The following is a 22138-nucleotide window of genomic DNA, read 5'->3' on the forward strand; positions in this document are numbered from 1 at the left end:
GGATCGGATGGTTCATATACTGACGCCACGTTCGGTGCCGCGGATGGACTGACGCCTCTTCGCCGACCCTTCGGGTGCGGCCGCGTGTCCGTCCGGCGCAGCGATGCGGTCTGAATCCAGGGGGAGCTTCATGCATTTTGAACGAGTTGATCAGGACGCCTCGCCCGAGGACTTCACTGCGGAGCGCCGCCTCCAGACGTAGGCCGCGCCGGTCGCTTCGCATATTTCTGTCATGGCTCGCCATGGCCGATTCACCCATTCACCGAGAACCGGTTATCGCGACCCATCTTCCTCATGCGCTTTTAGTGCCTCGGAATCCGGCGCCTCACCGCCGGGTGAACGTAAGGTTGATAGGTGAATTCAAGTACTTCCTTAAGAGATCCCCACGTCAAACTAGGAAACGATCACTTGAGAATCCTTCAACTCGTCTCCCAGGGCTGCACCATGGTGCAGGTCGCCCGTCATATGGAGATGAGCGACCGCACCCTCCGGCGTAAACTCCGGTCGATATGCGACCACGTCGACGTGGAAACCCCGATCGAAGCAGTGGTGTGGGCCGTGCGCCGAAGAATCATCTGACCGGAGTCACGCTGTCCGCGCCCCTCGTGGGCGCCCGGGTGCCGTGACGGGCCACGCCGTCGGCGGAAACGTCGGGCGGCTCGGCGGTCGTCCTGTACCGCGCCCCGTGCGCCCTGCCGCCGGTGGCCGATGCCGGTCAATTCGTTGTCCGGCGGCATCGTCCCGGGATAGAAAGCGTCTGTGGCAGGCGAAAAGATTAAGTACCCGCAGGTCCGGTCTTCCGCGTCGGCTGTCGACAGTCCCGTGAGTGCATCGGTCGAACAGCTTCTGAGTCAGCTCGGGTTAGGTTCACTGAGCGCCTCGGAGGTCTACTCCTATCCTGGCCGGAACGAGAACTGGTCCGGTATCACGGACACCGGTAATTCGGTATTCGTGAAACAGCTCAGGGGGAGTCCCGGGGAATCCCTGAAGCGCTACCAAAGGGTCTTGGCGTTCGAGCGTCTGGTGAAGGGCGGCGTCCAGGCTGTTCCCCGCCCCGAGTTCTTGGGGGGCGACGAGGAGCAGCGGCTGCTGGTGTTCCGGATGCTGGACGACATCAGGTCCGGCAGCGAGCTGGCCGCGGACGAGGAGTTCACCGAGTCCATGTCGGCGGAGGCCGGCCGGGCGCTGGCCGCGCTGCATCGACTCCCCTTCCGGGCCGAGGACTTCCCCGGGCCGGACCCCCACCCGTTCCCACCGGTCGAAGACCTGCGGTCGCTGCCGCTGGAGATCTACGTCAACGCCACCGGCGCCTTCGTGCAGGCATGGGCGCTGTTGCAGCGTGATGCCGCGCTGCTCGAAGCGCTGGAGCGGCTGCGGGCGGCCGAGGCCGGAGTCGCACGAGTGCCCGTCCACGGTGACCTGCGGCTGGATCAGTTCCTGGTCAGCGGCACGGCTTTCACCGACACGGCGCTCACCGACACGTCGTTCACCGACATGGCGTTCTACGTCAACGACTGGGAAGAGTTCAGGCTCGGTGACCCGGCCCGCGACGTCGGGGCGTACGTCGGCGAGTGGCTGCACCGTGCGGTGCTGCGGATTCCCGGGCAGGAGACGGACGACGCGTTCTCCCCCGTGCTCACCCACGAGGACGTCGTGGCGCGCGGCAGCGAGGAGCTGGCCCGCGTACTGCCGCTGATCTCCGCGTTCCACCGTGGCTACCGCGAGGGCGGGGGCCCCGACGACGACGGACTCGTGGTGCGTGCCACGTCCTACGCCGGATGGCACCTGATCGATCGGCTGATCGCCTCGACCAGGGAGAGCGGCAGGCTGTCGGCCATCGTCCGGGCGGCGGCGGGCATCGGCCGGACCGCGCTACTTGATCCGCGGAGCTTCGTCTCCACGGTCGGACTCGGGGAGGCTCCATGAGCACGCACGCCGAAGAGATCGCCACGCCCGGTCGCGTGCCGGAGCGGCCCTCCGCGAACGGGGGGCCCGTACCGGCGCTTTCGGCCGGGCTCCGCAGGGCGCTGGAGGACGTACGGATCGCGCCGGACGGCAGGACGGCCTGGGTACGGGACGACGAGGTGACCGCCGAGTCCGCGTCCGCGATGCGCTTCGCGCTCGCCCGCACCCTGTACGAAGTGCTGCACACCGGGCGCGGGGTCAAGGACCGCACGCCGCCCAAGACGCTGCGCGCGCCGGACTTCGAGGCACGACTGGCCAAGGCGACACCGCATCCGGAGACGGTCGCCGCGGCGATCCTCACCGAGCGGCGGTCGGCCGCCGGGCGGCGGGTCGTGGAGCTCGACGGCCTGCGCGTGGGCGTCCCGGACTCGGTGACGCTGCGGGAAACCGGGCGGCTGGCGGGCGATCCCGGACGCCCGGTGGTGATGACGCCCCTCCCGTCGGCCCGCCCGCTGGTCTCTCCCGGCTTCTTCCTCGTGGACAGCGGTGCGGGCCGCACCGGCGGTGGCGATCTGCTGCGGCTCTATCTGCGGGTGGCCGACCCCGACGCGGCACCTGAGCTGTGGCATGCCGTACTGAGCGCTCTGGAGAGCCGCTCCGCGACCTATCGCGCGAAAATCATCTCGAATCCGGCGAGCCTGCCGCGCAACGACGGCATGGTCCTCTACCTCGGCTCGCGCTCCTGGCACATGGTCGACGTGGTGACCGAAACCGCCCTCGCCACCGGCCTGCCGGAGGGGCCCGCCCCGGCGTTCGCCCATGTGATCGCGCCCGGTGTGACGGCCGCGTGGGAGCCGAAGGACGACCGTACGGGCATGCGCGGACTGAGTTTCGGCGAACACCGGGCACATGTGGTCGCGCGGGCCTTCGTGAGCGCGGCGGAACACCGCCGTGAGCATCCGACGGCCGCCGAGCTGGCGGCGGCGTGCGTCGCGGCGAACGTCGATCCCGCCGACCCCGCCCGGAATCTCGACTCCAGCGACTGGCCGACCGGATTCAACCGCACTCTGCAGGAGGTCCCTCACCATGGCCGGAGAGCCACGCCCTGACGACACCCGAGAACTGCGCGTCTTCACGCAGCTTCTGGAGGGCCGGAAGGCCACCGTGGCCGCCGCGGTGGTGCTGAGCCTGCTCTCCGCCGCCGCCACCCTCGTCCTCCCCCTCCAGGTCCGCGATCTGGTGATGGCTCTCGCCGAGGACGAACGTCCCGTCGGCCCGATGCTCATGATGGCGGGCCTCGCCGTGGGCGCCGGGCTGGCAGCGGCGCTCTCCTCCTACCTGCTGGCCCGGGCCGGTGAGGGCCTGGTGTCCGAGGCACGGTTCCGCATCGTCGCGCACATCCTGACCCTGCCGCTGCGGCGGGTGCGGCGTGAAGGAGCCGGGAATCTGGTCGCCCGCGCCAACTCCGACAGCACGCAACTGCGTTCCGTGGTGGACGTCGGCGTGGCGCAGCTCCCGTCCTCGCTCTTCCTGGCCGTCGGCACCCTGGTCGCCATGGGCACGCTGGACTGGGTCCTGCTGCTCGTCGTGCTCGCCACCTTCACGATCGCCGGTGTCGGCATCTTCCTGTGCGTACGGTCGATCCGCGGTGGTGTGGAACGCCAGCAGCACGCCATCGGGACGATGTCGCAGCAGATGACGGCGGCGGTGCTGTCACTGCCCACGGTCAAGGCGTTCCTCGCCGAACGCCAGGTGGCGTCCACGGTCGGCCACAGCGTCGAAGACGCGCGCCGGGCCGCCGTATCGGTCGCGCGGATGTCCGCCCTGGTCGGACCCACGATGCAGCTCGGCCAGCAGCTCTCGATCATCGCGGTGATGGTCACCAGCGGTGCCCGGCTCGCTTCCGGGGACCTGGGCATCGGCGAGTTCGCCGCCTTCATCGTCTACCTGCTGCAACTCGTCGCGCCGCTGACCCTGCTGGTCTCGGGCGTGGCCCGGATGCAGAGCGGGCTGGCCGCTCGCGAACGTCTCAACAGTGTGCTCACCATCGCCCCGGAAGGCGTCGGGGCCGCCTCTCCGGTCGAGCCGTCACCGACCGCGCCCGCGGTGGAGTTCGACGCGGTCACCTACACGGACGGCGGGCGCACCATCATCCACGAGGCGTCCTTCGCGGCCCCCGCACGAGGGCTCACCGCCATCGTCGGGCCGTCCGGGGCGGGAAAGACGACATTGCTCGGGCTCACCGAGCGCTTCCTCCTGCCCGATTCGGGCCGTATCTCCGTATGCGGGTCGCCGGTCGAGCGGTGGCCCCTGCACCAGCTGCGCGGCGAGATCAACTACGTCGACCAGAGCTTCACGCTCGTCGAGGGCACGGTGCGGCAGAACCTCCAGCTCGGGCGGGACGAGGACCTGCCGGACGCGGAGCTGTGGCGGGCGCTGGAGACGCTGGCGCTGCGCGGCGCCGTGGAAGCGCTGCCGGACGGTCTGGACACCGAGCTGGGACGGGCCGAGGATCTGTCGGGAGGCCAGCGGCAGCGGCTGGCGGCCGCCCGGGTCCTGCTGCGGGACACCCGCATCGTCATCTTCGACGAACCGACCTCGCAGCTCGACAGCGAGAACGAGGAACGGCTGCGGGCGCTGATGCGCGCGCTGGCGGCCGAGCGCGCGGTGATCGTGGTCGCGCACCGCATCTCCACGGTGCAGGACGCCGATCTGATCGTGGTCGTGGACGAGGGACACATCGTCGACCGGGGTACGCACGAGGAGTTGCTGACGCGCTCGGCGCTCTACCAGGAGCTGGTGCACGGACAGTCCCTGCGCGGCGGTCCGGCGAGGCGGGCGGTCGGCACTCCGGTGCCTGTCGGCGCCGCCCCGTCCGGTGGCGCCGCACCGTCCGGCGGCCCGGTGCCGCCCGCTCCGGTGGCCGGGACGGCGGGCCGGTGAGCGGTACGGCGGGCAGTACGGCGGGCGCGGCCGGACCGGTGGGGACGCGGCGCCTGCTGGTGATCGGGACGGGTTCGGTGACCGCAGCCCATCTGCCGTTCTGGGCCAGCTGGCTGAAGGTCGGGCACCCCGGCACGGAGGTGCGGTACGTACTGACCGGGGCGGCCACCAGGTTCGTCACCCGGGAGGCGCTGGTCGCCATCGGCGGCTGTGAGGTGCTGGCGGACCGATGGCCCGACGAGCCGGAGCCGCGCGCCCGGCATGTGGACCTCGCGCAGTGGCCCGACGCGGTCGTGGTGCTGCCCGCGACGCTGAACTACCTGGCCAGACTGGCCATCGGGCTGGGCGACTCGCCCTCCCTCCTCGCGCTTCAGTGCACGCGGGCGGCGATCGCGCTGGCGCCCGCGCTGCCGCCCGGCGGCGCGGAGAGCGCGGCGTACGAGGAACACACCGCCAAGCTCGGCGCGCGGCGCAACGTGATCGTCGTCCCACCCCATCCCGGCCGCAGTACGACCAGCGGGAAGCGCGAGGCGTGGGCCCCGGCGTCCTTCCCCGACGTGCTGGCCGCGGCCGACCGGCTGCGGGCGGAGCTGGGGGCACCGGCCTCCGGCGGTCCGGCCGGGCCGAGCGGGAACACCCACCCACCTGACACCTCGCGGAGGCAGCCATGACCGCCGGAACCCCTGGGCAGACCGGGCACAAGGACGCGAAGCCGGGCGGGGCCGGCGCGTACGGCGAGTCGCTGGCGGACGTCTACGACTCGCTCTACCCCGCCACCGGCCCCGCCATCGACTCCATGGTCGCCTTCCTCCAGGAGCTGTGCCCCGCCCCCGCCTCGCTGCTCGAACTGGGAGTCGGTACCGGTCGCCTGGCGATCCCGCTGGCCGGGCACGGCTACCGGGTGCACGGTGTGGACGCGTCCCCCGCGATGCTGGCGAAGCTCCACGAGAACGACCCCACGGGCGGTGTCACCACGTCGGTGGGCGACTTCAGTGCGCTGGCCGTCGAGGGGCGGTACGACCTCGTCCTCACCGCGCTCAACACCTTCTTCATGCTGCCCACCCAGGAGCAGCAGATCAACTGCCTCCGCGGCATCCACGACGCCCTGGCGGACGGCGGGGTCGCGGTCTTCGAGACGTACAACCCGCAGACGTACCACCGGCTCACCGAGGCGACGACCCGGGTCGGCCATCTGGCGCCGGACGCGTTGCTGCTCGACACGATCCAGGTGAACCAGTCGCTCCAGTCCGTCCTGGTCGTCCACACGATCATGGGCCCCGGTGGGCTGCGGAAGGTGCCGGAGGTCAGCCGGTACGCCTGGCCTGCGGAGTTCGACGTGATGGCCCGGCTCGCGGGACTGCGGGTGACCGGCCGCTGGGCCGACTGGGACCGCGGTCAGGTGACGGATCAGGCGGAGAAGCATGTCTATGTGGTGGAGCGCCAAAGCGCATGACTAACTTGACGGAGTGATGTGTTAACACAATACTTCAGTGAGTTAACGCAGTGCCTTGGGAGGTGCGCGACATGGCTGTGCCGGTGCTGGAGGTCGACGGCGTACGGAAGAGTTATGGCAGGCGTCGGGCCGTCGACGGCATGACCTTCGACATCCGCGCCGGTGAGCTGTTCGGCTTCGTGGGAAGCAACGGAGCGGGCAAGACCACCACGATGCGGATCATCCTCGGAGTCCTCACACCCGACGCGGGCGAGGTCCGGTGGCTCGGCCGCCCGGTCGACTTCGCCGCCCGCAGGCAGTTCGGCTACATGCCCGAGGAGCGCGGTCTCTATCCGCGGATGAAGGTCCGCGAACACCTGCGGTATCTGGGCGAGCTGCACGGCCTGTCACCGGCGGCCGCGCGGGCGGCGGCGGGGCGGTGGATCGAGCGGCTGGAGCTCTCCACGTACGCCTCCGAGGAGGTCCAGAACCTCAGCCTCGGCAACCAGCAGCGGGTCCAGCTGGCCGCGGCGCTGGTCCATGGGCCGAAGGCGCTGGTGCTCGACGAGCCGTTCTCCGGCCTCGACCCGGTGGCGGTCGACACCATGCGCGACGTGCTCGCCGAACGGGCCGCCGACGGGGTCCCCGTCATGTTCTCCAGCCATCAGCTGTCGCTCGTCGAGCGCGTCTGCGACCGGGTCGGCATCGTCGGCGGCGGGCGGCTCATCGCCTGCGGGTCGGTCGAGGAGCTGAGCGAGAACGCCGATCGCCGACTGCTGGTCGACGCCCCGGAGGCGGGCGAGGACTGGGCCGCGGGGCTGGCGGGCGTGGAGGTCGTGAGCCGCGAGGGCACCCGTACCCGGCTCCGCCTGGCGAAGGGCGCGGACGACCAGCGGGTGCTCCACGCGGCGCTGGCCACCGGGCCGGTCTCGGCCTTCGTCTCCGAACATCCTCCGCTGACCGAGCTGTACCGCGATCTGATCACCAGAGCAGACGCGCCCGGGGAGGACGCCGGAGAGACGGCGCACCCGGGCGCATCGGCAGGGGAACCGGCGGGCGCCCCGGCAGGCGGGGGCGGCGAGCGATGAGCACGGTGACGCGTGCGCCGGGCGGAGCGACCGGCTCGGCGGACGATGGCCCCGGCGCGGACGACGGCCCCGGCGCCCTGTCGGCCCGCCGCGCCGTCGGCCTGGTCGCCCGGCGGGAGATCAGCAGCAGGATGCGGACGAAGTCCTTCGTGATGAGCACCCTGGGCCTGTTGCTCGGACTCGGCGTCTACGCCCTGATCATTCTCGCCTCCGATGGGGGGCCGACCAGGGTCGGCGTCGAGCGGGAGGCCTCGGCGACGCGCCCGGTGCTCGCCGCGGTGGCCGAAGAGGCGGGCGACTTCGAGTTCGTCGCCGTCGACGGCGACCGTACCGACCGGCTCCTGCGCGAGGGGGAACTCTCCGCCGTGATCGGCCGCACCGGCGGGCAGCTCACGCTGTCCGTGGAACGTGAAGCGGACGAGGACCTGCTCGCGGTGGTGCGTGCCGCGGCCGCCGAGGAGCGCACCACCAGGGAACTGGAGCGCGCGGGGGTGGACCCCGTGGAATTCCGGGAGCAGGTGGCGTCGTCCACCGTGAAGGTCGACGCCCTGGAGCCGTCGGAGACCAGCGCGGCCGAGCAGTTCGCGCTGATCCTCACCTCCACCGGACTGCTGTACTTCTTCTTCGTCTTCTACGGGATCATGCTGGCGCAGGGCGTGGTGGAGGAGAAGACCAGTCGTGTGGTGGAGCTGCTCCTCTCCACCATCCGCCCCTGGCAGCTTCTCGCCGGGAAACTGATCGGTGTGGCCGTGGCCGGGCTGACCCAGCTCGTGGTGCTCGGCGGAGCCGCGGTGGCGCTCGCCCAGGGCACCGGCTCCATCACCCTGCCGACCGCCGTGGGCGGGACGCTGGTGACGCTGGGCACCTGGTTCCTGCTCGGCTTCTTCCTCTTCGCCGCGATGCTGGCCGCGGCGGCCGCGCGGGTCTCACGGCAGGAGGACCTCCAGGGGGTGGTGCAACCGGTGATGCTGCTCATCACCGCGCCGTTCGTGCTGGGCATCGCCCTGTTGAGCAAGAACGCCCACGACCCGGTGATCGAGTGGCTGTCGCTCGTACCGCCGCTCAGCCCGATCCTGATGCCCGCACGCATGCTGCTCGGCATCGCCCCGGTCTGGCAGATCGCGCTCTCCCTGGTGCTGGCGGCCGCCGCCCTGGCCGGGATGACCCGTATCGCCGGACGCATGTACGCCAACAGCGTGCTGCGCAGCGGCTCCCGCGTTCCGCTCGCCGAGGCGCTGCGGCTGCGTTAGCCCCTATGCGGAACCTATTCGGAACCTTTCGGAACCTATTTCGGAACACACCAACCGGCCCCCGGGCCACCTGACACCGTAGGAGACCTCATGAGCACCGCCCTCTGGATCGCCGTCGGCATCGCCGTTCTCGTCGCCGTTGTCGCGGGGATCAAGAAGAGCCGGGACTGACTTACCTGATTGGCCCACTCAGAAGTCGAGTTCGTCGGTGGCACCGCGGCGCAGCGGTGCCACCGCCGCGTCGTCGGCGACGATCACACCCGTAAAACCGGCGGGCCGGAAGAACCGGCGGGCCGCCTCGCCGACCGCGTCGTACGGCACGCCTTCCATCAGCGGTCCCCAGTGGTGCAGCCAGTCGGAGGCGACCCCGATGTGCAGCAGGTTCGCCAGACCGGACGCCAGCGCGCCCGGTGACGACATCGCCGTCGCGGTGGAACCGGCCGCGTAACTCCTGGCGGCGTCGACCTCCCGTACCGACGGCGGCTCGGTCGCCATGCGCTCCAGCTCTTCCTTGATCACCGCGAGGGCGGGCACGGTGTGCTCGGCGGCGGTGTCGGCCTCGACCATCAGCGTCGAGGCCCCCGGTACCGACTCCACACCCGAACCGAGCTGATAGGCGTACCCCTCGTCCTCGCGCAGACGCGCGACCAGCCGGGAGGCGAAGGACCCGCCGAAGACCAACTGGGCCAGGTGCAGGGCCGGGTAGCCCGGGTCCGTTCGGGGCAGCGCGGGGGTGGCCAGCCGGATCACGCTCTGGACGGACCCGGGCCGGGCCACCCGGAGCAGCGGCCCGCCCGCGAACCACGGCGGCACCTCGGGTATGTCACCGTCCGGCCCCGCCTCCCACGACCCGAACGCGTCCGTGACCGTGGCGACGGCTTCCTCCGGCCTCAGGTCTCCGACCAGTACCAGCACCGCGCCTTCGGCCCCCAGGTGCCGCGCGTGCAGCTTCGCCAGGTCGTCCGGTGTGCAGGCGGCGGCCAGTTCGGGCGTCGGCTGCCGCCGGGCGGCGGTCTCCTCGCCGTACCGCCGTCGCAGCAGCGCGTGCTGGGCGAGGGCCGCGGGCTGGTGGGTGGCCAGCCGGATACGGCGTGCAAGCCGTATCCGTTCGGGCGTGACGACGTCCTCCGTCAGCCGCGGCTCGCGGACGGACTCGGCCAGCAGGGCGAGTACGGGCGGCAGGGCGTCGGCCATGGTGTGCCCGGCGACGGTGAGTTTGCCGGCGTCCGCGGCGGCGTTCAGGGTGGCGCCGTGCGCGGCGAGCGCCGCGTCGTAGCCGTCCGCGTCCCGGTGCGCGGAGCCCTGCAACAGGACCCCGGCCAGCAGTTGGCACAGCGCCACGTCGCCGGGGCTCGTGGCGGTGTACGGGACGGTGAGCCGGATCTCGACGAGGGGGACGACAGGGGCCGAACAGACCACCACGCGCAGCCCGTTGCCGAGAGTGATGTCGACGTCGGGCAGCGGCAGCCGCCCGGTCATGCCGCCTTCTCCCGCTTCTCCCGCGGCTCCCGTTTCTCTCGCGCGCTGCCCCGAGGCGCGGCTTCTCCCGCTTCTCCCGCTTCTCCCGGTTCTCCCGGTTCTCCCGGTACGAAGCGCACGACCGCCCGGTGCGAGGACCTGAGCCGGGCGGCAGCCCGGCTCACCTGTTCACCGCTCACCCCGGTCCGCACCAGCTCCGGCAGCGCCTGGGTCAACTCGGCCTCGCCAAACAGCGCTTCGCGCAGACCGAGCAACTGTGCCCGGGTGCCCGGATCGCCGAGCTCGCGCAGCGACCCGGCGGCCCAGCGGGCGGTCGTGGCGCGCAGCAGGCCGCCATCGACCTCGTCCCTCGCCAGCGCCTCCAGCGTGCTGTCCAGTGCGGCCAGGACGTCCTCGGCGCCGTGCTCGTGCTCGTGCACGGCGAACAGCGTCAGCAGATCGGGCCCCGCCGTGTCCAGCGGCAGCCCGAACAGACCGCAGCCCACCGACAGGCTGGACACGCCCGCGGCGGCGGTCGGCCCCCGGCGCAGCAAGGCGTGCCTGCCCTGTCCGAGCAGCGCGGCCAGTACGAGGTGGGCGAGATAGCCGGCGCGCTCGGTGACCGGGTCCGGCATCCGGTAGCCCACCGCCACCGCGGGCGACCCGGCGTGCGGGTCGGCGACCGTCAGCCGCCGCTCCTCTCGCGGCAACGGCTCGTGCACGTCGGGCGCGGCCACCGGCGGACGCGCCGACAGGCGCTCGAAGTGGCTGCGGACGAGACGCTCCGCCGTGCCCGGGTCGAACGCACCGGTCAGGGTCACCACGGTATTTGCGGGGCCGTAGTGGTCGGCGAAAAACCTCTCGCACAGCGGGATGTCGAATGCTGCCAGATCGACGGTTTCGCCGTACCCGTCCCTGGTGTTCTCCGCACGACGGTGCAGGGCACGCGGCAGCACCCAGGGGAAAGCGCCGTAGGGGCGATTGCGGACCATGAGGCGGATCTCCTCGTCGATCACCGCGGTCTGTGTGCGCAGGTTTCGCTCGGAAATGCGAGGCGAGCGCATTCGGTCCGCTTCGAGCGCGAGCAGCATTTCCAATGCGGAGGCCGGGGCGGCGGCGTAGTAGACCGTCACATCCTGGCGGGTCCTGGCGTCGCCGAAGCCGCCGGCGCGCTGCACCTGGGGCAGGTACCCCTCGGGTGCGGCACGGCGGCCGCCCTGGAACACCAGGTGTTCGAAGAGGTGTGCGAGGCCCGTATGTCCTTTTGGTTCGGTCCGGAAACCGACGCCGTAGTGCACCGCGACGCCGATCGACGCGCCGACGGGATTCGGTGCCATCAGCACCCGCAGGCCATTGTCCAATACCAGGCGGCGCAGCTGATTTCGGGTCACCCGGTCGAGTAAAGCACGAGTCAAGTACCGGCTCAACGGGGAGCGTTGACCGATAGCGGCCAGTGTCCGCATGCGGTCAATCCCATTGCCATCGTGCGTCGGTCAGGGAATGGTTCTGTCGCGGCCGGAGGGCGTGATCGATGAAATCGCCGAACCGGTCGCCACTCAATTCCACTATCACCAACGGGAGTCATTATGAACACCCAGGCCCTCATCAGCGGCTACTCCGCCTACGCCGACGCCGACGAGATCGTTCCGGCGGTGGAGGCTCCGGGCGCCACCATCACCATCACCACCTCGTCGCAGGCCTGCATCTCCGCCGCGTCCGCCGTCTCGGCCGTGTCGGTCGACAACACCTTCGATCACTCCTGCTGACCCAGGTGATCCCGCTGGACCGCGTGACCCGCTGAGAAGCAGGGCGGGTGCCCACCGCCGCAATCGGTGGGCACCCGCCCTGCCGCACGAGAACCGGGTCGCCGGTCTCCGCCTGTCGGGTCACTCGTCCTGTCGGATCACTCGTCGTGATCTGCCTCGGCGTCCTCGACGCCCGCACCGGACAACCCCAGGATGATGGAGGGCAGCGCCGATGACGTCAGCATCAGCGTCGTCAGCAGCGCGGGCATGCGCTCGATCATCGCGGGCTCGTTCTGGAAGGCGACCATGAGCAGGACGACGGCCATACCGGCGCCGACCGCGCACTGATATCCGATGAAGGAGACGCGGTCGCGCAGCCCGCGCTCGCGTTCGTCCAGTCCCTCTCGCGGCCGTTCTGCCACGCCGCGGGTCATCGAGCGCAGCACGCCCCACATCAGCAGCCAGACGGCGAAGGCCACGAGCCACCATGAGTCGGAGAACGCGTTGCCCTCGGAGATCAGCGACAGCACCACCATGGCCGCGCTCAGCGCGCAGAGCGAGAGCGCCACGGGGGACGAGGGGCTGCGGACCAGATCCGTCGTCCCGTCAGAACCTTGCCGACTCACGAGCGTGCCTCCTTGTTGTACAGCTGGGCGGACAGCGGGGCGAAGGGCTTGCGGCTGAAGATCGCCTCGATCGGAAGCTCGAACACGTCGCTGAACCGGAACGCCAGATCGAGGCTCGGGAAGTAGTCGCCCCGCTCGATGGCACCGATGGTCTGCGGGTGCACCTCCACCGACTTGGCCAGCGCGACCCTGCTGAGGCCGCGCTCCGCGCGGAGCACTCTCAGCTGGTTGTAGATCGGCATTCCCTCGCGATGGCTCACTGGGCTCATGCAAGGAATGTAGTGGAAACACAACAGTTCGTCAAGGAAAAGCAACGGCTCTGGCGGCTCTGGCAGGAGTCACCGCACCAGAGACAAGGGAAGGTGTGCTACCCGTGACCACCGATGCGAACGTGCTCCCGAGCGTGCTCGTGCCCGACATGCCGGACACCCCGGACGCCCTGCGGCCCCACGCCGAGCTGGTACGCGACACCGGTGCGCGCCGCCTGTGGACCGGGCAGTCGCTCAAGGTGGAGACCCACCAGGCGTTCGCCCATCTCGCCGGTGCGGGCGTACGCGTCCCCATCGGCACCAGCGTGACCCTGATGCCGCTGCGCCACCCCTACGAGGCCGCCCTCCAGGCGCGCTCACTGGCCCTGATGACCGGTCTGCCGGTGGTGGCCGGATACGGCGTCGGCGCACCGGCGTTCGTGCGCGGCCTCAACGGACGCCCGTATCCCAGCCCGCGAACGATGGCCGCGGACTACCTGCGCACGGTCCGCTCCCTGCTCGACGGGAAGGTCGTCGACCACGCGGGCGACTACCACGCCCTGCGGGGGCGGCTCATACCCATGGAACACCCCGGCGTGGAGGTCGGCGTGGGCGTGCTGCGCCCCAATATGGCGCGCACCGCCGGCGGCGTCGCCGATGTCGCCATCACCTGGATGACCCCGCCCGGATACGTCGCCGAGACCCTGCTGCCCGCCCTGGAGGAAGGGGCCAAGGACAGGGACGCCCGCTGCCGCGTCGCGACCGTCGTTCATGTCGCGGTGGAGCGCGGCGGCCGGGACCCGTACGTGCTCGCCCACACCGCCGCCTCCGGGCACCTCTCGGCCGACCACTACACGGACATGCTGCGCCGGGCCGGTGTACCGGCCGAATCGTCCGACCCGAGGGCCGGTGCCCTCTCCCTGGTGGACAGCGGTACGTACGTATTCGGCTCGGCGGACCACATCGCCGCCCGGCTCGACGAGTACCGGGACGCCGGGGTGGACGAGGTGATCCTCAACTGCGCCGGGGTGGCCTTCACCGAGGGCCGGGACGCGGCGTTCCGCGATGCCCGGGAGATCATCGAGGCGGTCCGGCGGCGGCACGGTGGCTGAGCCTTCGGAAGGAGAGCCCGTCACCGTACGCGAATACGGCACCCGCTATCTGCGGATCACCGTGCGCTACCACGGGAACAGCGGATTCAGCTGGCTGCGCGCCCCCGGCCCGGCCCACACCCGTCCGCAGCGCCTGCCCCCGACGGCGGTCGGCGCGGCACTGCGCCGCGTCGACACCGCCGCCACCCGTACCGGCGACGCCTCCGAAGACCGGCGCGGTGCCCGGCTCGCCCTGGGGGAGTGGGCCGTCGCCCCCGCGTCGCGGGATGAGACACGGCCGAGCGCGCGGCCCGGTGTGCTGTACCGCGTGCCGGGCGCCGTCTCGGTGGCCCGGCTGCTGCCCTCCGGCGACGACACCGCCTTCCGGCTCTCGTCAAGTGCCCTGGCGGACGCGGGCAGGACATTGCGGCGGCTGCACCGGGAGCCGTGGGAACTGCCTGAGCGGCCGCCGCATCACGGCGTGCGACGGCTCCTCACCTGGATCTCCGGAGAGGCCTCCGGAGACTTCTCCGGGGAGGAGAACCCCCCTGAGGCGACGCGGCTGCGCGCGCTGGCCCGCACCCGGCTCGGCCCCTCGCTGTGGGCCCGGCTGACGGACTGGGCCGAGGCGGCGAACGAACCACCCGGCGGAGGTGCCGTCCTGGTGCACGGCGCGCCCAGCACCGGCTGGCTGGTCCCCTCCCCGACGGGTGGTCACCCCGCCCTGCTCACCGGGGAGGAGACCACCGGGGGCGATCCCGCCCTTGATCTCGGCTGGCTCCTCGGCGAACTGCACGAACTGCGCGCCGCCGCCGCACGCGGCCTCGGCTCCGCCGGACAGGGCCCGCCGGTCGACTACGCGATCGCGGCCCACGCCCTGCTCTCCGGTTACACCGGCGGCGACGGCACCGCCGCCGTCCCGCCCGGCACCGCACGCGCGGCCACGCTTCGACTGGCCGTCCACATGCGGGACTTCGCCTCGTTCGTCGGCTGGCACGAGGACCTGCGCCACTACTGCGACCTGCTCGCGGAAACGCTCACCGAGGACGGCGCCCCCGCGCTCCAGTGGGCCACGCCCGCGGAGAAGCCGGGCGGTCCGGGGCGACCTGGGTGACGGGCACAGCCACCGCAGCCCATCCAGCAGCCGTCAGCTGCCCGCGACGACTGTCGTCGTCACCGTCACCGCGATGATCGTCGCCAGTGCGTCCTCGGCGGCCTTCACAGCCTGGCGAACCGCCGTCGCGGACCACTGGCCGCGTGAGACCGACTCCATGGCCGCCGCGACCCGGCGCGCGTCGGCGTCCGGGAACGCCAGACGGTGCAGCTTCGCTCCGTGCAGCAGAGCCACCAGGCTCGCCGTACGGGCATCCGGCGTCGCGCCCCGCAGGACGACCGCGTCGAGGCGCTGCCGCACCGCCGCCTCCACCGAGCCGTCGGCCTCCGGGTAGCGGCGCACCGGGAAGAGGCCGAGCACCTTCTTCTTCTCCTCCCGGACCAGCCCCTTCTCGACCAGCCCCGCGTTCGCCCGGGCCACCGCGTCCGTCTTCCCCTGGGTGATCCAGTCCTTGGCCTTGCCCGGACGGTCCTTGCCACCGATGGCGGCGAGCGCGCTGTCGAGCCCGGGCTCGCCCAGCGGCGTCGCGTCGATGACGGTGACCTTGTCGTCGGCCACGTCGATCCGACCGGCGAGGGCGAGTTCCACCAGCGAGGCGGCGGAGATCGCCAGCGCCACCTTCGCCGACTCCTTGGCGGTACCGGACTCGTCGTCCAACGAGAGGAGCAGAAGCTGCTCGCCCAGCGTGGTGGGGAGTTCCACGGGCGCGTCCATCGGTGTGTCCATTCCCCCAGTGTGCGGGTGCGGCCGCTCATTGGTGATGAGGAGCCCCGTACTGCGATTCTTCCAGCGCTGTCAGATGGCGCCCAGGTCGACGGTGACGGAGAAGGGTGCGGCGGCCTTGATCGTGCCGGTGAACATCTCACCGTCCCGGTAGGTCTTGGTGGCGGGGTCGAGTACGTAGGTGTAGATGATGGGGACACCGGTGGCGGCCTGCTCGATGCGCCAGTAGAAGGGGATGCCGGCCTTGGCGTACTGGTCGACCTTCACGATCCGGTCGGTGGTCTCCGAGCCGGGCGACACGACCTCGACGACCAGGAGTACGTGTTCGGGGCGGGTGGGCGTGAGGTCGATGGTCTCCGCCCGGTAGACGACGACGTCCGGGCGGCGGTTGGTGAGTGGAACGTCCTGCAGGCGGACGTCGAAGTCAGTGTCGGCGTTCCAGTCCGGGCCTGCGGCGGCGTCCAGGGCATTGGCCAGGATTCGGGCCAGCCGGTTGTGCCGCTTGGGCACGCTCGGGCTCACGACGACCATCCCGTCCACGATCTCGATGCCGGCGCACTGCTCGTCGGACCAGGAGTCGTACTGCTCCGCGCTGATCTGTGTGTGCATCCACGCGGGCGCCACCATCTCGGCGGTCATGGTGTACCTCTTTCGAGGAGCCTCGACAGGTCCAGCGCTGCTGGGCTCAGCGTACTGTCCTGTGATGCCGGGGCGCCGGATTCGGGAGAGTGCGATGGCCTCCCCTTCTCTCGTTGAACCTTTCCGGGCGGGGGCCGGGTGGTGTGAGAGGCTGGCCGCATGAATCGGTTGGGTGGCGCGACCTCGCCCTATCTGCTCCAGCACGCCGAGAATCCCGTCGATTGGTGGCCCTGGGAGTCGGGTGCCTTCGAGGAGGCGCGGCGTCGTGGTGTGCCGATTCTGTTGTCGGTCGGTTATTCGGCGTGCCACTGGTGCCATGTCATGGCGCACGAGTCCTTCGAGGACACCGAGACGGCGGAGTATCTGAACGCCCACTTCGTGTCCGTCAAGGTCGACCGCGAGGAGCGGCCCGACGTCGACGCCGTCTATATGGAGGCGGTGCAGGCGGCGACCGGGCAGGGCGGGTGGCCGATGACGGTGTTTCTGACGCCCGATGCCGAGCCCTTCTACTTCGGGACCTACTTCCCGCCCCGGGCCCGGCCCGGTGTGCCCTCGTTCCGGCAGGTGCTGGAGGGGGTGCGGGCCGCGTGGGCCGACCGGCGGGACGAGGTCCGGGATGTGGCCGGGAAGATCGTGCGGGACCTGGCCGAGCGCACCGGTATCGCGCTGGGCTCCGGTGCGCCGCAGCCGCCCGGTGCGGAGGATCTGGCCGCCGCGCTGATGGGGCTGACCCGGGAATTCGACGCCGTGCGCGGCGGGTTCGGCGGGGCGCCGAAGTTCCCGCCGTCCATGGCGTTGGAGTTCCTGCTGCGCCACCACGCCCGGACCGGTTCCGAGGGCGCGTTGCAGATGGTGCAGGCCACCTGTGAGGCGATGGCCCGGGGCGGTATCTACGACCAGCTCGGGGGCGGGTTCGCGCGGTACTCGGTTGATGCGGAATGGATCGTTCCGCACTTCGAGAAGATGCTGTACGACAACGCGCTGCTGTGCCGCGTCTACGCCCACCTCTGGCGGGCCACCGGATCGGATCTCGCGCGCCGTGTCGCCCTGGAGACCGCCGACTTCCTGGTCCGCGAGCTGCGCACCGAGCAGGGCGGGTTCGCCTCCGCGCTGGACGCCGACAGTGACGACGGCACCGGGCGGCACGTCGAGGGCGCGTACTACGTCTGGACGGCCGGGCAGCTGCGCGAGGTGCTGGGCGAGGCGGACGCCGAGTGGGCCGCCGCGTACTTCGGGGTGACCGAGGAGGGCACCTTCGAGGAGGGTGCGTCCGTCCTTCAGCTGCCCGATGGCGCGCGCCCGGCCGACGCCGACCGGCTCGCCTCCGTACGGGAGCGGCTGCTGGCCGCGCGGGAGCGGCGGGAGCGGCCCGGCCGCGACGACAAGGTCGTGGCCGCCTGGAACGGGCTGGCCATCGCCGCCCTCGCCGAGACCGGCGCCTACTTCGACCGCCCCGACCTGGTCGAGGCCGCGACCGAGGCCGCCGATCTGCTCGTACGCCTGCACATGGACACCGGCGGGCGGCTCGCCCGCACCTCGCTGGGCGGCGCCGTGGGCGCCCACGCGGGCGTGCTGGAGGACTACGCCGATGTGGCCGAGGGCTTCCTCGCGCTGTCCGCGGTCTCCGGCGAGGGCGTGTGGGTCGAGTTCGCGGGGCTGCTCCTGGACACCGTGCTGCACCACTTCGCGGCCGAGGACGGCACCCTGTTCGACACCGCCGACGACGCCGAGGCGCTCATCCGACGGCCCCAGGACCCGACCGACAACTCCGTCCCCTCCGGGTGGACGGCGGCCGCCGGGGCGCTGCTGTCCTACGCCGCCATCGCGGGGAGCGGCCGCCACCGGGACGCGGCCGAGCGGGCGCTGGGTGTGGTGCGGGCGCTGGGCGCGCGGGTGCCGCGGTTCATCGGCTGGGGTCTCGCGGTGGCCGAGGCGCGGCTCGACGGGCCGCGCGAGGTGGCCGTCGTCGGACCGGACGGCGACCCCGGGACCCGCGCCCTGCACCGGGCCGCGCTGCTGGGCACGGCGCCGGGAGCGGTGATCGCGGTGGGCGCGCCCGGCTCCGACGAGGTGCCGCTGCTGGAGGGGCGGGTGCTGCTGGAGGGGCGCCCTGCGGCGTACGTCTGCCGCCACTTCACGTGTGACGCCCCGACGGCGGACGTCGCGGCGCTGACGGCCCGGCTCGGGAGCTGACAGCTGCTGACCAGCGGCTGACGGCTGACAGCGGCTGGCGGCGCGGGCTGACCGGCTGACGGCGGCTGACGCCGGGAAATCGGCCGCGGCGCGCTACAGCGGCAGGCCTCGGGCGAGCATGCCAAGGGCGCGGTCGACGCTGTCCTCCATGGCCTCCACCCGGTGGTGGTCGAAGCAGTGGTAGACCGCTTCCTGGAGGGCGCCCAGGACCGCTCCGACGAGCACCCGCACCTCGAAGTCCTCCGGTGACCGGCCGCTGCGCTCGGCCAGGACCTCTCCCAGCAGGATGCCGGTTTTGGTCATGCCCGCGCCCATGCGGGCGCGCAGCGCCGGGACCTGGCGCATCAGGGTGAGGCGGGTCAGCATCTCCTCGCGCTCGTCATCGGTGAGCTGCCGCGCCATGTCGATCAGGACGCGCCGCAGGGAGGAGACCGGCGGCTCGTCCAGCGGCCGGTCGCGGACCGCGGCGGCCATGGCCGCGTCGTACTCGTCCGTGAGGACGATGTCCTCCTTGGTGGGGAAGTAGCGGAAGACGGTGCTGGGAGAGACGTCGGCGGCCTCCGCGATCCGGTCCACCGGGGTCGCGTCATAGCCCTGTTCCGCGAACAGCCGGTAGGCGGCCCGCCGGATCGCCTGCCGGGTCTGGATCTTCTTGCGTTCGCGCAGTCCGGGCCGGGGCCCGGTGGGGGTGGTGTGTGCGGAGGCCATGTCGATCATTGTCGGGTACCGCCGGACGGTCAGGAGTGCTGATAGGCAACCAGCGAGATGCCGACGTAGTGCACGACGAAGGCGGCGAGGGTGAACGAGTGGAACACCTCGTGGAAGCCGAACCAGCGGGGTGAGGGGTTGGGGCGCTTCGTTCCGTAGATCACCGCGCCCGCGCTGTAGAGCAGGCCGCCGACGACGATCAGTGTCATGACGGCGATGCCGCCGGTGCGCAGGAAGTCCGGCAGGAAGAACACCGCCGCCCAGCCCAGGGCGATGTAGCACGGGGTGTAGAGCCAGCGCGGGGCGCCGACCCAGAACACCCGGAACGCGATACCGGCGAGCGCTCCGGCCCACACCAGCCAGAGCAGCATCTGCTGTTTGCCGTGCGGGAGGAGCAGCATCGTGAAGGGCGTATAGGTGCCCGCGATGATCAGGAAAATATTGGCGTGATCCAGGCGGCGCAGCACCGCCGTGGCGCGCGGGCCCCAATTGCCCCGGTGGTACAGGGCGCTCGTGCCGAAGAGCGCGCAGGCGGTGAGGGTGAAGATCGCGCACGCGACGCGTCCGCGGGGGCTGTCGGCGAGGGCGGTGAGCACCACTCCGGCGATGAGCGCGGCGGGGAACATGGCGGCGTGCAGCCAGCCGCGCAGCATGGGTTTGAGGGGGAGAGGAATTGCCTCGGGCCCTGGAGGTTGGTCAACGGCGGCGTCGGGCGCGGCTGCAGTCATGGCGCTCATGCTACCGAGACCACCGAACGTTACCGGTTCGTGTCGAGTGGTGATGGTCACGAAGGCGCCCACTGGACAGATGGCTCGCATCGTCGGATGATCAAATGAGCGCGGTCGGCACCGGATGAGCTGAGCATCCGGGTCGCAGCCCCCAAGGGGTAGCTGTCTCCATATGCGGATGTGCGTGCACACATTCGCCCAAACCCTCAAACCAAGACGCCGGAGCAGTGCGGTTCCGGCGGGATGGAGCGATCGTGGCGCCCAGCAATGTGGCTTCAACCCTCACCACGGCCCCGACCGGTCACCAGGAACTGATCTCCTGGGTCGGCGAGATCGCCGCCCTCACCCAGCCCGATGAAGTGGTGTGGTGTGACGGTTCGGAGTCGGAGTACGACCGTCTGTGTGCGCAGCTCGTCGAGAAGGGCACGTTCAAACGTCTCGACCCGATCAAGCGCCCCAACTCGTACTACGCGGCCTCCGACCCCAGCGATGTGGCGCGCGTCGAGGACCGCACCTTCATCTGCTCCGAGAAGGAGGCGGACGCGGGTCCGACGAACCACTGGAAAGACCCCGCCGAGATGCGCCGTATCTTCACGGGCGAACAGGGCGTGTTCCGGGGCTCGATGCGCGGCCGCACCATGTACGTCGTCCCGTTCTGCATGGGCCCGCTCGGATCGCCGCTGTCCGCGATCGGCGTCGAGATCACCGACTCCGCGTACGTCGCCGCCTCCATGCGCACCATGACCCGCATGGGACAGGAGGTCCTCGACGTTCTGGGGGACAAGGGCTTCTTCGTGAAGGCCGTCCACACCCTCGGCGCCCCGCTGGAGCCGGGCCAGGACGACGTTCCGTGGCCGTGCAACAGCACCAAGTACATCTCGCACTTCCCGGAGACCCGGGAGATCTGGTCGTACGGCTCCGGCTACGGCGGCAACGCGCTGCTCGGCAAGAAGTGCTACGCCCTGCGCATCGCCTCCGTCATGGCGCGTGACGAGGGCTGGCTCGCCGAGCACATGCTGATCCTCAAGCTCACCCCGCCGCGCGGGGAGGCCAAGTACGTCGCCGCGGCGTTCCCGAGTGCGTGCGGCAAGACCAACCTCGCGATGCTGGAGCCGACCATCCCCGGCTGGACGGTCGAGACGATCGGCGACGACATCGCCTGGATGCAGTTCGGCGAGGACGGCCAGCTGTACGCGATCAACCCCGAGGCGGGCTTCTTCGGCGTCGCGCCCGGCACCGGTGAGCACACCAACGCCAACGCGATGAAGACCCTGTGGGGCAACTCCGTCTTCACCAACGTCGCGCTCACCGACGACGGCGACGTGTGGTGGGAGGGCATGACCGAGGAGGCGCCCGCCCACCTCACCGACTGGAAGGGCAACGACTGGACCCCGGCGAGCGAGACGCCCGCGGCCCACCCCAACGCCCGCTTCACCGTGCCCGCCGGACAGTGCCCGATCATCGCGCCCGAGTGGGAGGACCCCAAGGGCGTGCCGATCTCGGCCATCCTCTTCGGCGGCCGCCGCGCCAGCGCGGTCCCGCTCGTCACCGAGTCCTTCGACTGGCAGCACGGCGTCTTCCTCGGCGCGAACGTGGCCAGCGAGAAGACCGCGGCCGCCGAGGGCAAGGTCGGTGAGCTGCGCCGCGACCCGTTCGCGATGCTGCCGTTCTGCGGCTACAACATGGGCGACTACATGGCCCACTGGGTCGAGGTCGGCAAGAAATCCGACCCCGAGGCCGCGGCCAAGCTGCCGAAGATCTACTACGTCAACTGGTTCCGCAAGGACGCCGGCGGGCGCTTCGTGTGGCCGGGCTTCGGCGAGAACAGCCGGGTGCTGAAGTGGATCGTGGACCGGCTGGACGGCAAGGCCGACGGGGTCGAGACCCCGATCGGCGTGCTGCCCACCCGTGACGCGCTCGACACCGAAGGCCTGGACCTCGACGACGCCTCGCTCGACCTGCTGCTCAGCGTCGACAAGGAGGTCTGGCGCGAGGAGGCGGCGCTGGTACCGGACCACCTGAACACCTTCGGTGACCACACGCCGAAGGAGATGTGGGACGAGTACCGGGCGCTGGTGCAGCGCCTGGGCTGAACCGCCAGGTCATGAGGCCGGGGCCCGCACCACGTGGTGCGGGCCCCGGCCTTTGTGCTGACGAAATCGCATAGTTGTCAGCTGTTATCGCATGAATGTCAGCTGTCAGCGCGTAGTTGTCGGCTGTCATCGAGGAGAGTCCCTACACGTCGGC

Annotated in this window: 21 protein-coding genes; 13 read left to right on the forward strand and 8 right to left on the reverse strand. The window is 71.0% G+C overall.

The features are described from left to right. Window positions 1-408: 408 nt before the first annotated feature. From ABZ370_RS40815 to ABZ370_RS40850, 8 genes are all read left to right on the forward strand, one after another. On the forward strand, window positions 409-579 hold the full coding sequence (locus tag ABZ370_RS40815; protein WP_358632538.1) for a helix-turn-helix transcriptional regulator: 171 nt from the start codon (window positions 409-411) through the stop codon (window positions 577-579). 243 nt (window positions 580-822) lie between these two features. Beyond that, window positions 823-1926: a class V lanthionine synthetase subunit LxmK gene (lxmK, locus tag ABZ370_RS40820; RefSeq protein ID WP_358632541.1), complete on the forward strand. Its 1104-nt coding sequence runs from the start codon at window positions 823-825 to the stop codon at window positions 1924-1926. Then, window positions 1923-3014, forward strand: a complete 1092-nt coding sequence (locus ABZ370_RS40825) for a T3SS effector HopA1 family protein (RefSeq protein ID WP_358632544.1) — start codon at window positions 1923-1925, stop codon at window positions 3012-3014. Before lxmK ends, ABZ370_RS40825 begins: the two co-directional genes overlap by 4 nt. Beyond that, complete coding sequence (locus ABZ370_RS40830) at window positions 2992-4848, forward strand: ABC transporter ATP-binding protein (RefSeq protein ID WP_358632547.1); 1857 nt, start codon at window positions 2992-2994, stop codon at window positions 4846-4848. Before ABZ370_RS40825 ends, ABZ370_RS40830 begins: the two co-directional genes overlap by 23 nt. Then, window positions 4845-5519: a flavoprotein gene (locus ABZ370_RS40835; RefSeq protein WP_358632550.1), complete on the forward strand. Its 675-nt coding sequence runs from the start codon at window positions 4845-4847 to the stop codon at window positions 5517-5519. The genes ABZ370_RS40830 and ABZ370_RS40835 overlap by 4 nt, the downstream gene beginning before the upstream one ends. Next, entirely contained in the window at window positions 5516-6301 is a 786-nt protein-coding gene (locus ABZ370_RS40840; RefSeq protein WP_358632553.1) for a class I SAM-dependent methyltransferase, read from the forward strand. The genes ABZ370_RS40835 and ABZ370_RS40840 overlap by 4 nt, the downstream gene beginning before the upstream one ends. Before the next feature lie 71 nt (window positions 6302-6372). After that, entirely contained in the window at window positions 6373-7368 is a 996-nt protein-coding gene (locus ABZ370_RS40845; protein ID WP_358632556.1) for an ATP-binding cassette domain-containing protein, read from the forward strand. Then, complete coding sequence (locus ABZ370_RS40850) at window positions 7365-8618, forward strand: ABC transporter permease (RefSeq protein WP_358632559.1); 1254 nt, start codon at window positions 7365-7367, stop codon at window positions 8616-8618. Before ABZ370_RS40845 ends, ABZ370_RS40850 begins: the two co-directional genes overlap by 4 nt. Window positions 8619-8807: 189 nt before the next feature. Here ABZ370_RS40850 and ABZ370_RS40855 read toward each other — a convergent pair whose 3' ends face one another. Both ABZ370_RS40855 and ABZ370_RS40860 read right to left on the reverse strand, forming a co-directional pair. Further along, window positions 8808-10097, reverse strand: coding sequence for a pitrilysin family protein (locus tag ABZ370_RS40855; RefSeq protein ID WP_358632562.1), 1290 nt, complete (start codon window positions 10095-10097; stop codon window positions 8808-8810). Beyond that, window positions 10094-11539 carry a pitrilysin family protein gene (locus tag ABZ370_RS40860; RefSeq protein ID WP_358632565.1) on the reverse strand — a complete coding sequence of 482 codons (1446 nt, stop codon included), beginning with the start codon at window positions 11537-11539 and terminating at the stop codon, window positions 10094-10096. Before ABZ370_RS40860 ends, ABZ370_RS40855 begins: the two co-directional genes overlap by 4 nt. Window positions 11540-11662: 123 nt before the next feature. Here ABZ370_RS40860 and ABZ370_RS40865 point away from each other — a divergent pair, with 123 nt between their 5' ends. Further along, a complete protein-coding gene (locus tag ABZ370_RS40865) occupies window positions 11663-11842 on the forward strand; it encodes an LxmA leader domain family RiPP (protein ID WP_358632568.1) in 180 nt (59 codons plus the stop codon). Window positions 11843-11979: 137 nt separating this feature from the next. Here ABZ370_RS40865 and ABZ370_RS40870 read toward each other — a convergent pair whose 3' ends face one another. Both ABZ370_RS40870 and ABZ370_RS40875 read right to left on the reverse strand, forming a co-directional pair. Further along, a complete protein-coding gene (locus ABZ370_RS40870) occupies window positions 11980-12447 on the reverse strand; it encodes a hypothetical protein (protein ID WP_358632571.1) in 468 nt (155 codons plus the stop codon). Then, window positions 12444-12716: a helix-turn-helix transcriptional regulator gene (locus ABZ370_RS40875; protein ID WP_358632573.1), complete on the reverse strand. Its 273-nt coding sequence runs from the start codon at window positions 12714-12716 to the stop codon at window positions 12444-12446. The genes ABZ370_RS40870 and ABZ370_RS40875 overlap by 4 nt, the downstream gene beginning before the upstream one ends. Before the next feature lie 104 nt (window positions 12717-12820). Here ABZ370_RS40875 and ABZ370_RS40880 point away from each other — a divergent pair, with 104 nt between their 5' ends. Then, window positions 12821-13807, forward strand: coding sequence for an LLM class flavin-dependent oxidoreductase (locus tag ABZ370_RS40880; protein ID WP_358632576.1), 987 nt, complete (start codon window positions 12821-12823; stop codon window positions 13805-13807). Then, window positions 13800-14900, forward strand: coding sequence for a hypothetical protein (locus ABZ370_RS40885; protein ID WP_358632579.1), 1101 nt, complete (start codon window positions 13800-13802; stop codon window positions 14898-14900). The genes ABZ370_RS40880 and ABZ370_RS40885 overlap by 8 nt, the downstream gene beginning before the upstream one ends. Window positions 14901-14933: 33 nt before the next feature. Here ABZ370_RS40885 and ABZ370_RS40890 read toward each other — a convergent pair whose 3' ends face one another. Both ABZ370_RS40890 and ABZ370_RS40895 read right to left on the reverse strand, forming a co-directional pair. Further along, window positions 14934-15626: a GPP34 family phosphoprotein gene (locus tag ABZ370_RS40890; RefSeq protein WP_358632582.1), complete on the reverse strand. Its 693-nt coding sequence runs from the start codon at window positions 15624-15626 to the stop codon at window positions 14934-14936. A 69-nt stretch (window positions 15627-15695) separates the two neighbouring features. Continuing rightward, on the reverse strand, window positions 15696-16262 hold the full coding sequence (locus ABZ370_RS40895; RefSeq protein ID WP_358632585.1) for a Uma2 family endonuclease: 567 nt from the start codon (window positions 16260-16262) through the stop codon (window positions 15696-15698). A 159-nt stretch (window positions 16263-16421) separates the two neighbouring features. Between ABZ370_RS40895 and ABZ370_RS40900 the strand changes: the two genes are divergently transcribed. Further along, window positions 16422-18455 (forward strand): thioredoxin domain-containing protein, encoded by a 2034-nt coding sequence (locus tag ABZ370_RS40900; protein WP_358632588.1) that lies wholly within the window; start codon window positions 16422-16424, stop codon window positions 18453-18455. A 93-nt stretch (window positions 18456-18548) separates the two neighbouring features. On the opposite strand, the gene ABZ370_RS40905 is transcribed toward ABZ370_RS40900, so the two are convergent. Together ABZ370_RS40905 and ABZ370_RS40910 are read right to left on the reverse strand one after the other, a co-directional pair. After that, window positions 18549-19172, reverse strand: coding sequence for a TetR family transcriptional regulator (locus ABZ370_RS40905; protein WP_358632591.1), 624 nt, complete (start codon window positions 19170-19172; stop codon window positions 18549-18551). Window positions 19173-19192: 20 nt separating this feature from the next. Beyond that, the gene (locus ABZ370_RS40910) at window positions 19193-19891 is read right to left on the reverse strand and encodes a hemolysin III family protein (RefSeq protein WP_358632593.1); all 699 of its coding nucleotides are present in this window, start codon (window positions 19889-19891) and stop codon (window positions 19193-19195) included. 254 nt (window positions 19892-20145) lie between these two features. Here ABZ370_RS40910 and ABZ370_RS40915 point away from each other — a divergent pair, with 254 nt between their 5' ends. Continuing rightward, complete coding sequence (locus tag ABZ370_RS40915) at window positions 20146-21984, forward strand: phosphoenolpyruvate carboxykinase (GTP) (RefSeq protein ID WP_358632596.1); 1839 nt, start codon at window positions 20146-20148, stop codon at window positions 21982-21984. The last annotated feature ends 154 nt before the right edge of the window (window positions 21985-22138 follow it).

Origin of the sequence: Streptomyces sp. NPDC005962 (assembly GCF_040629205.1) — a bacterium.
Lineage (GTDB): Bacteria > Actinomycetota > Actinomycetes > Streptomycetales > Streptomycetaceae > Streptomyces.

Excerpts from the sequence above, each read along its gene's own strand:
- ABZ370_RS40825 (WP_358632544.1), top strand. The coding sequence starts at position 1,923 with ATGAGCACGCACGCCGAAGAGATCGCCACGCCCGGTCGCGTGCCGGAG.
- ABZ370_RS40830 (WP_358632547.1), top strand. The coding sequence starts at position 2,992 with ATGGCCGGAGAGCCACGCCCTGACGACACCCGAGAACTGCGCGTCTTC.
- ABZ370_RS40840 (WP_358632553.1), top strand. The coding sequence starts at position 5,516 with ATGACCGCCGGAACCCCTGGGCAGACCGGGCACAAGGACGCGAAGCCG.
- ABZ370_RS40845 (WP_358632556.1), top strand. The coding sequence starts at position 6,373 with ATGGCTGTGCCGGTGCTGGAGGTCGACGGCGTACGGAAGAGTTATGGC.
- ABZ370_RS40850 (WP_358632559.1), top strand. The coding sequence starts at position 7,365 with ATGAGCACGGTGACGCGTGCGCCGGGCGGAGCGACCGGCTCGGCGGAC.
- ABZ370_RS40855 (WP_358632562.1), bottom strand. The coding sequence starts at position 10,097 with ATGACCGGGCGGCTGCCGCTGCCCGACGTCGACATCACTCTCGGCAAC.
- ABZ370_RS40860 (WP_358632565.1), bottom strand. The coding sequence starts at position 11,539 with ATGCGGACACTGGCCGCTATCGGTCAACGCTCCCCGTTGAGCCGGTAC.
- ABZ370_RS40865 (WP_358632568.1), top strand. The coding sequence starts at position 11,663 with ATGAACACCCAGGCCCTCATCAGCGGCTACTCCGCCTACGCCGACGCC.
- ABZ370_RS40875 (WP_358632573.1), bottom strand. The coding sequence starts at position 12,716 with ATGAGCCCAGTGAGCCATCGCGAGGGAATGCCGATCTACAACCAGCTG.
- ABZ370_RS40890 (WP_358632582.1), bottom strand. The coding sequence starts at position 15,626 with ATGGACACACCGATGGACGCGCCCGTGGAACTCCCCACCACGCTGGGC.
- ABZ370_RS40895 (WP_358632585.1), bottom strand. The coding sequence starts at position 16,262 with ATGACCGCCGAGATGGTGGCGCCCGCGTGGATGCACACACAGATCAGC.
- ABZ370_RS40900 (WP_358632588.1), top strand. The coding sequence starts at position 16,422 with ATGAATCGGTTGGGTGGCGCGACCTCGCCCTATCTGCTCCAGCACGCC.
- ABZ370_RS40905 (WP_358632591.1), bottom strand. The coding sequence starts at position 19,172 with ATGATCGACATGGCCTCCGCACACACCACCCCCACCGGGCCCCGGCCC.
- ABZ370_RS40910 (WP_358632593.1), bottom strand. The coding sequence starts at position 19,891 with ATGACTGCAGCCGCGCCCGACGCCGCCGTTGACCAACCTCCAGGGCCC.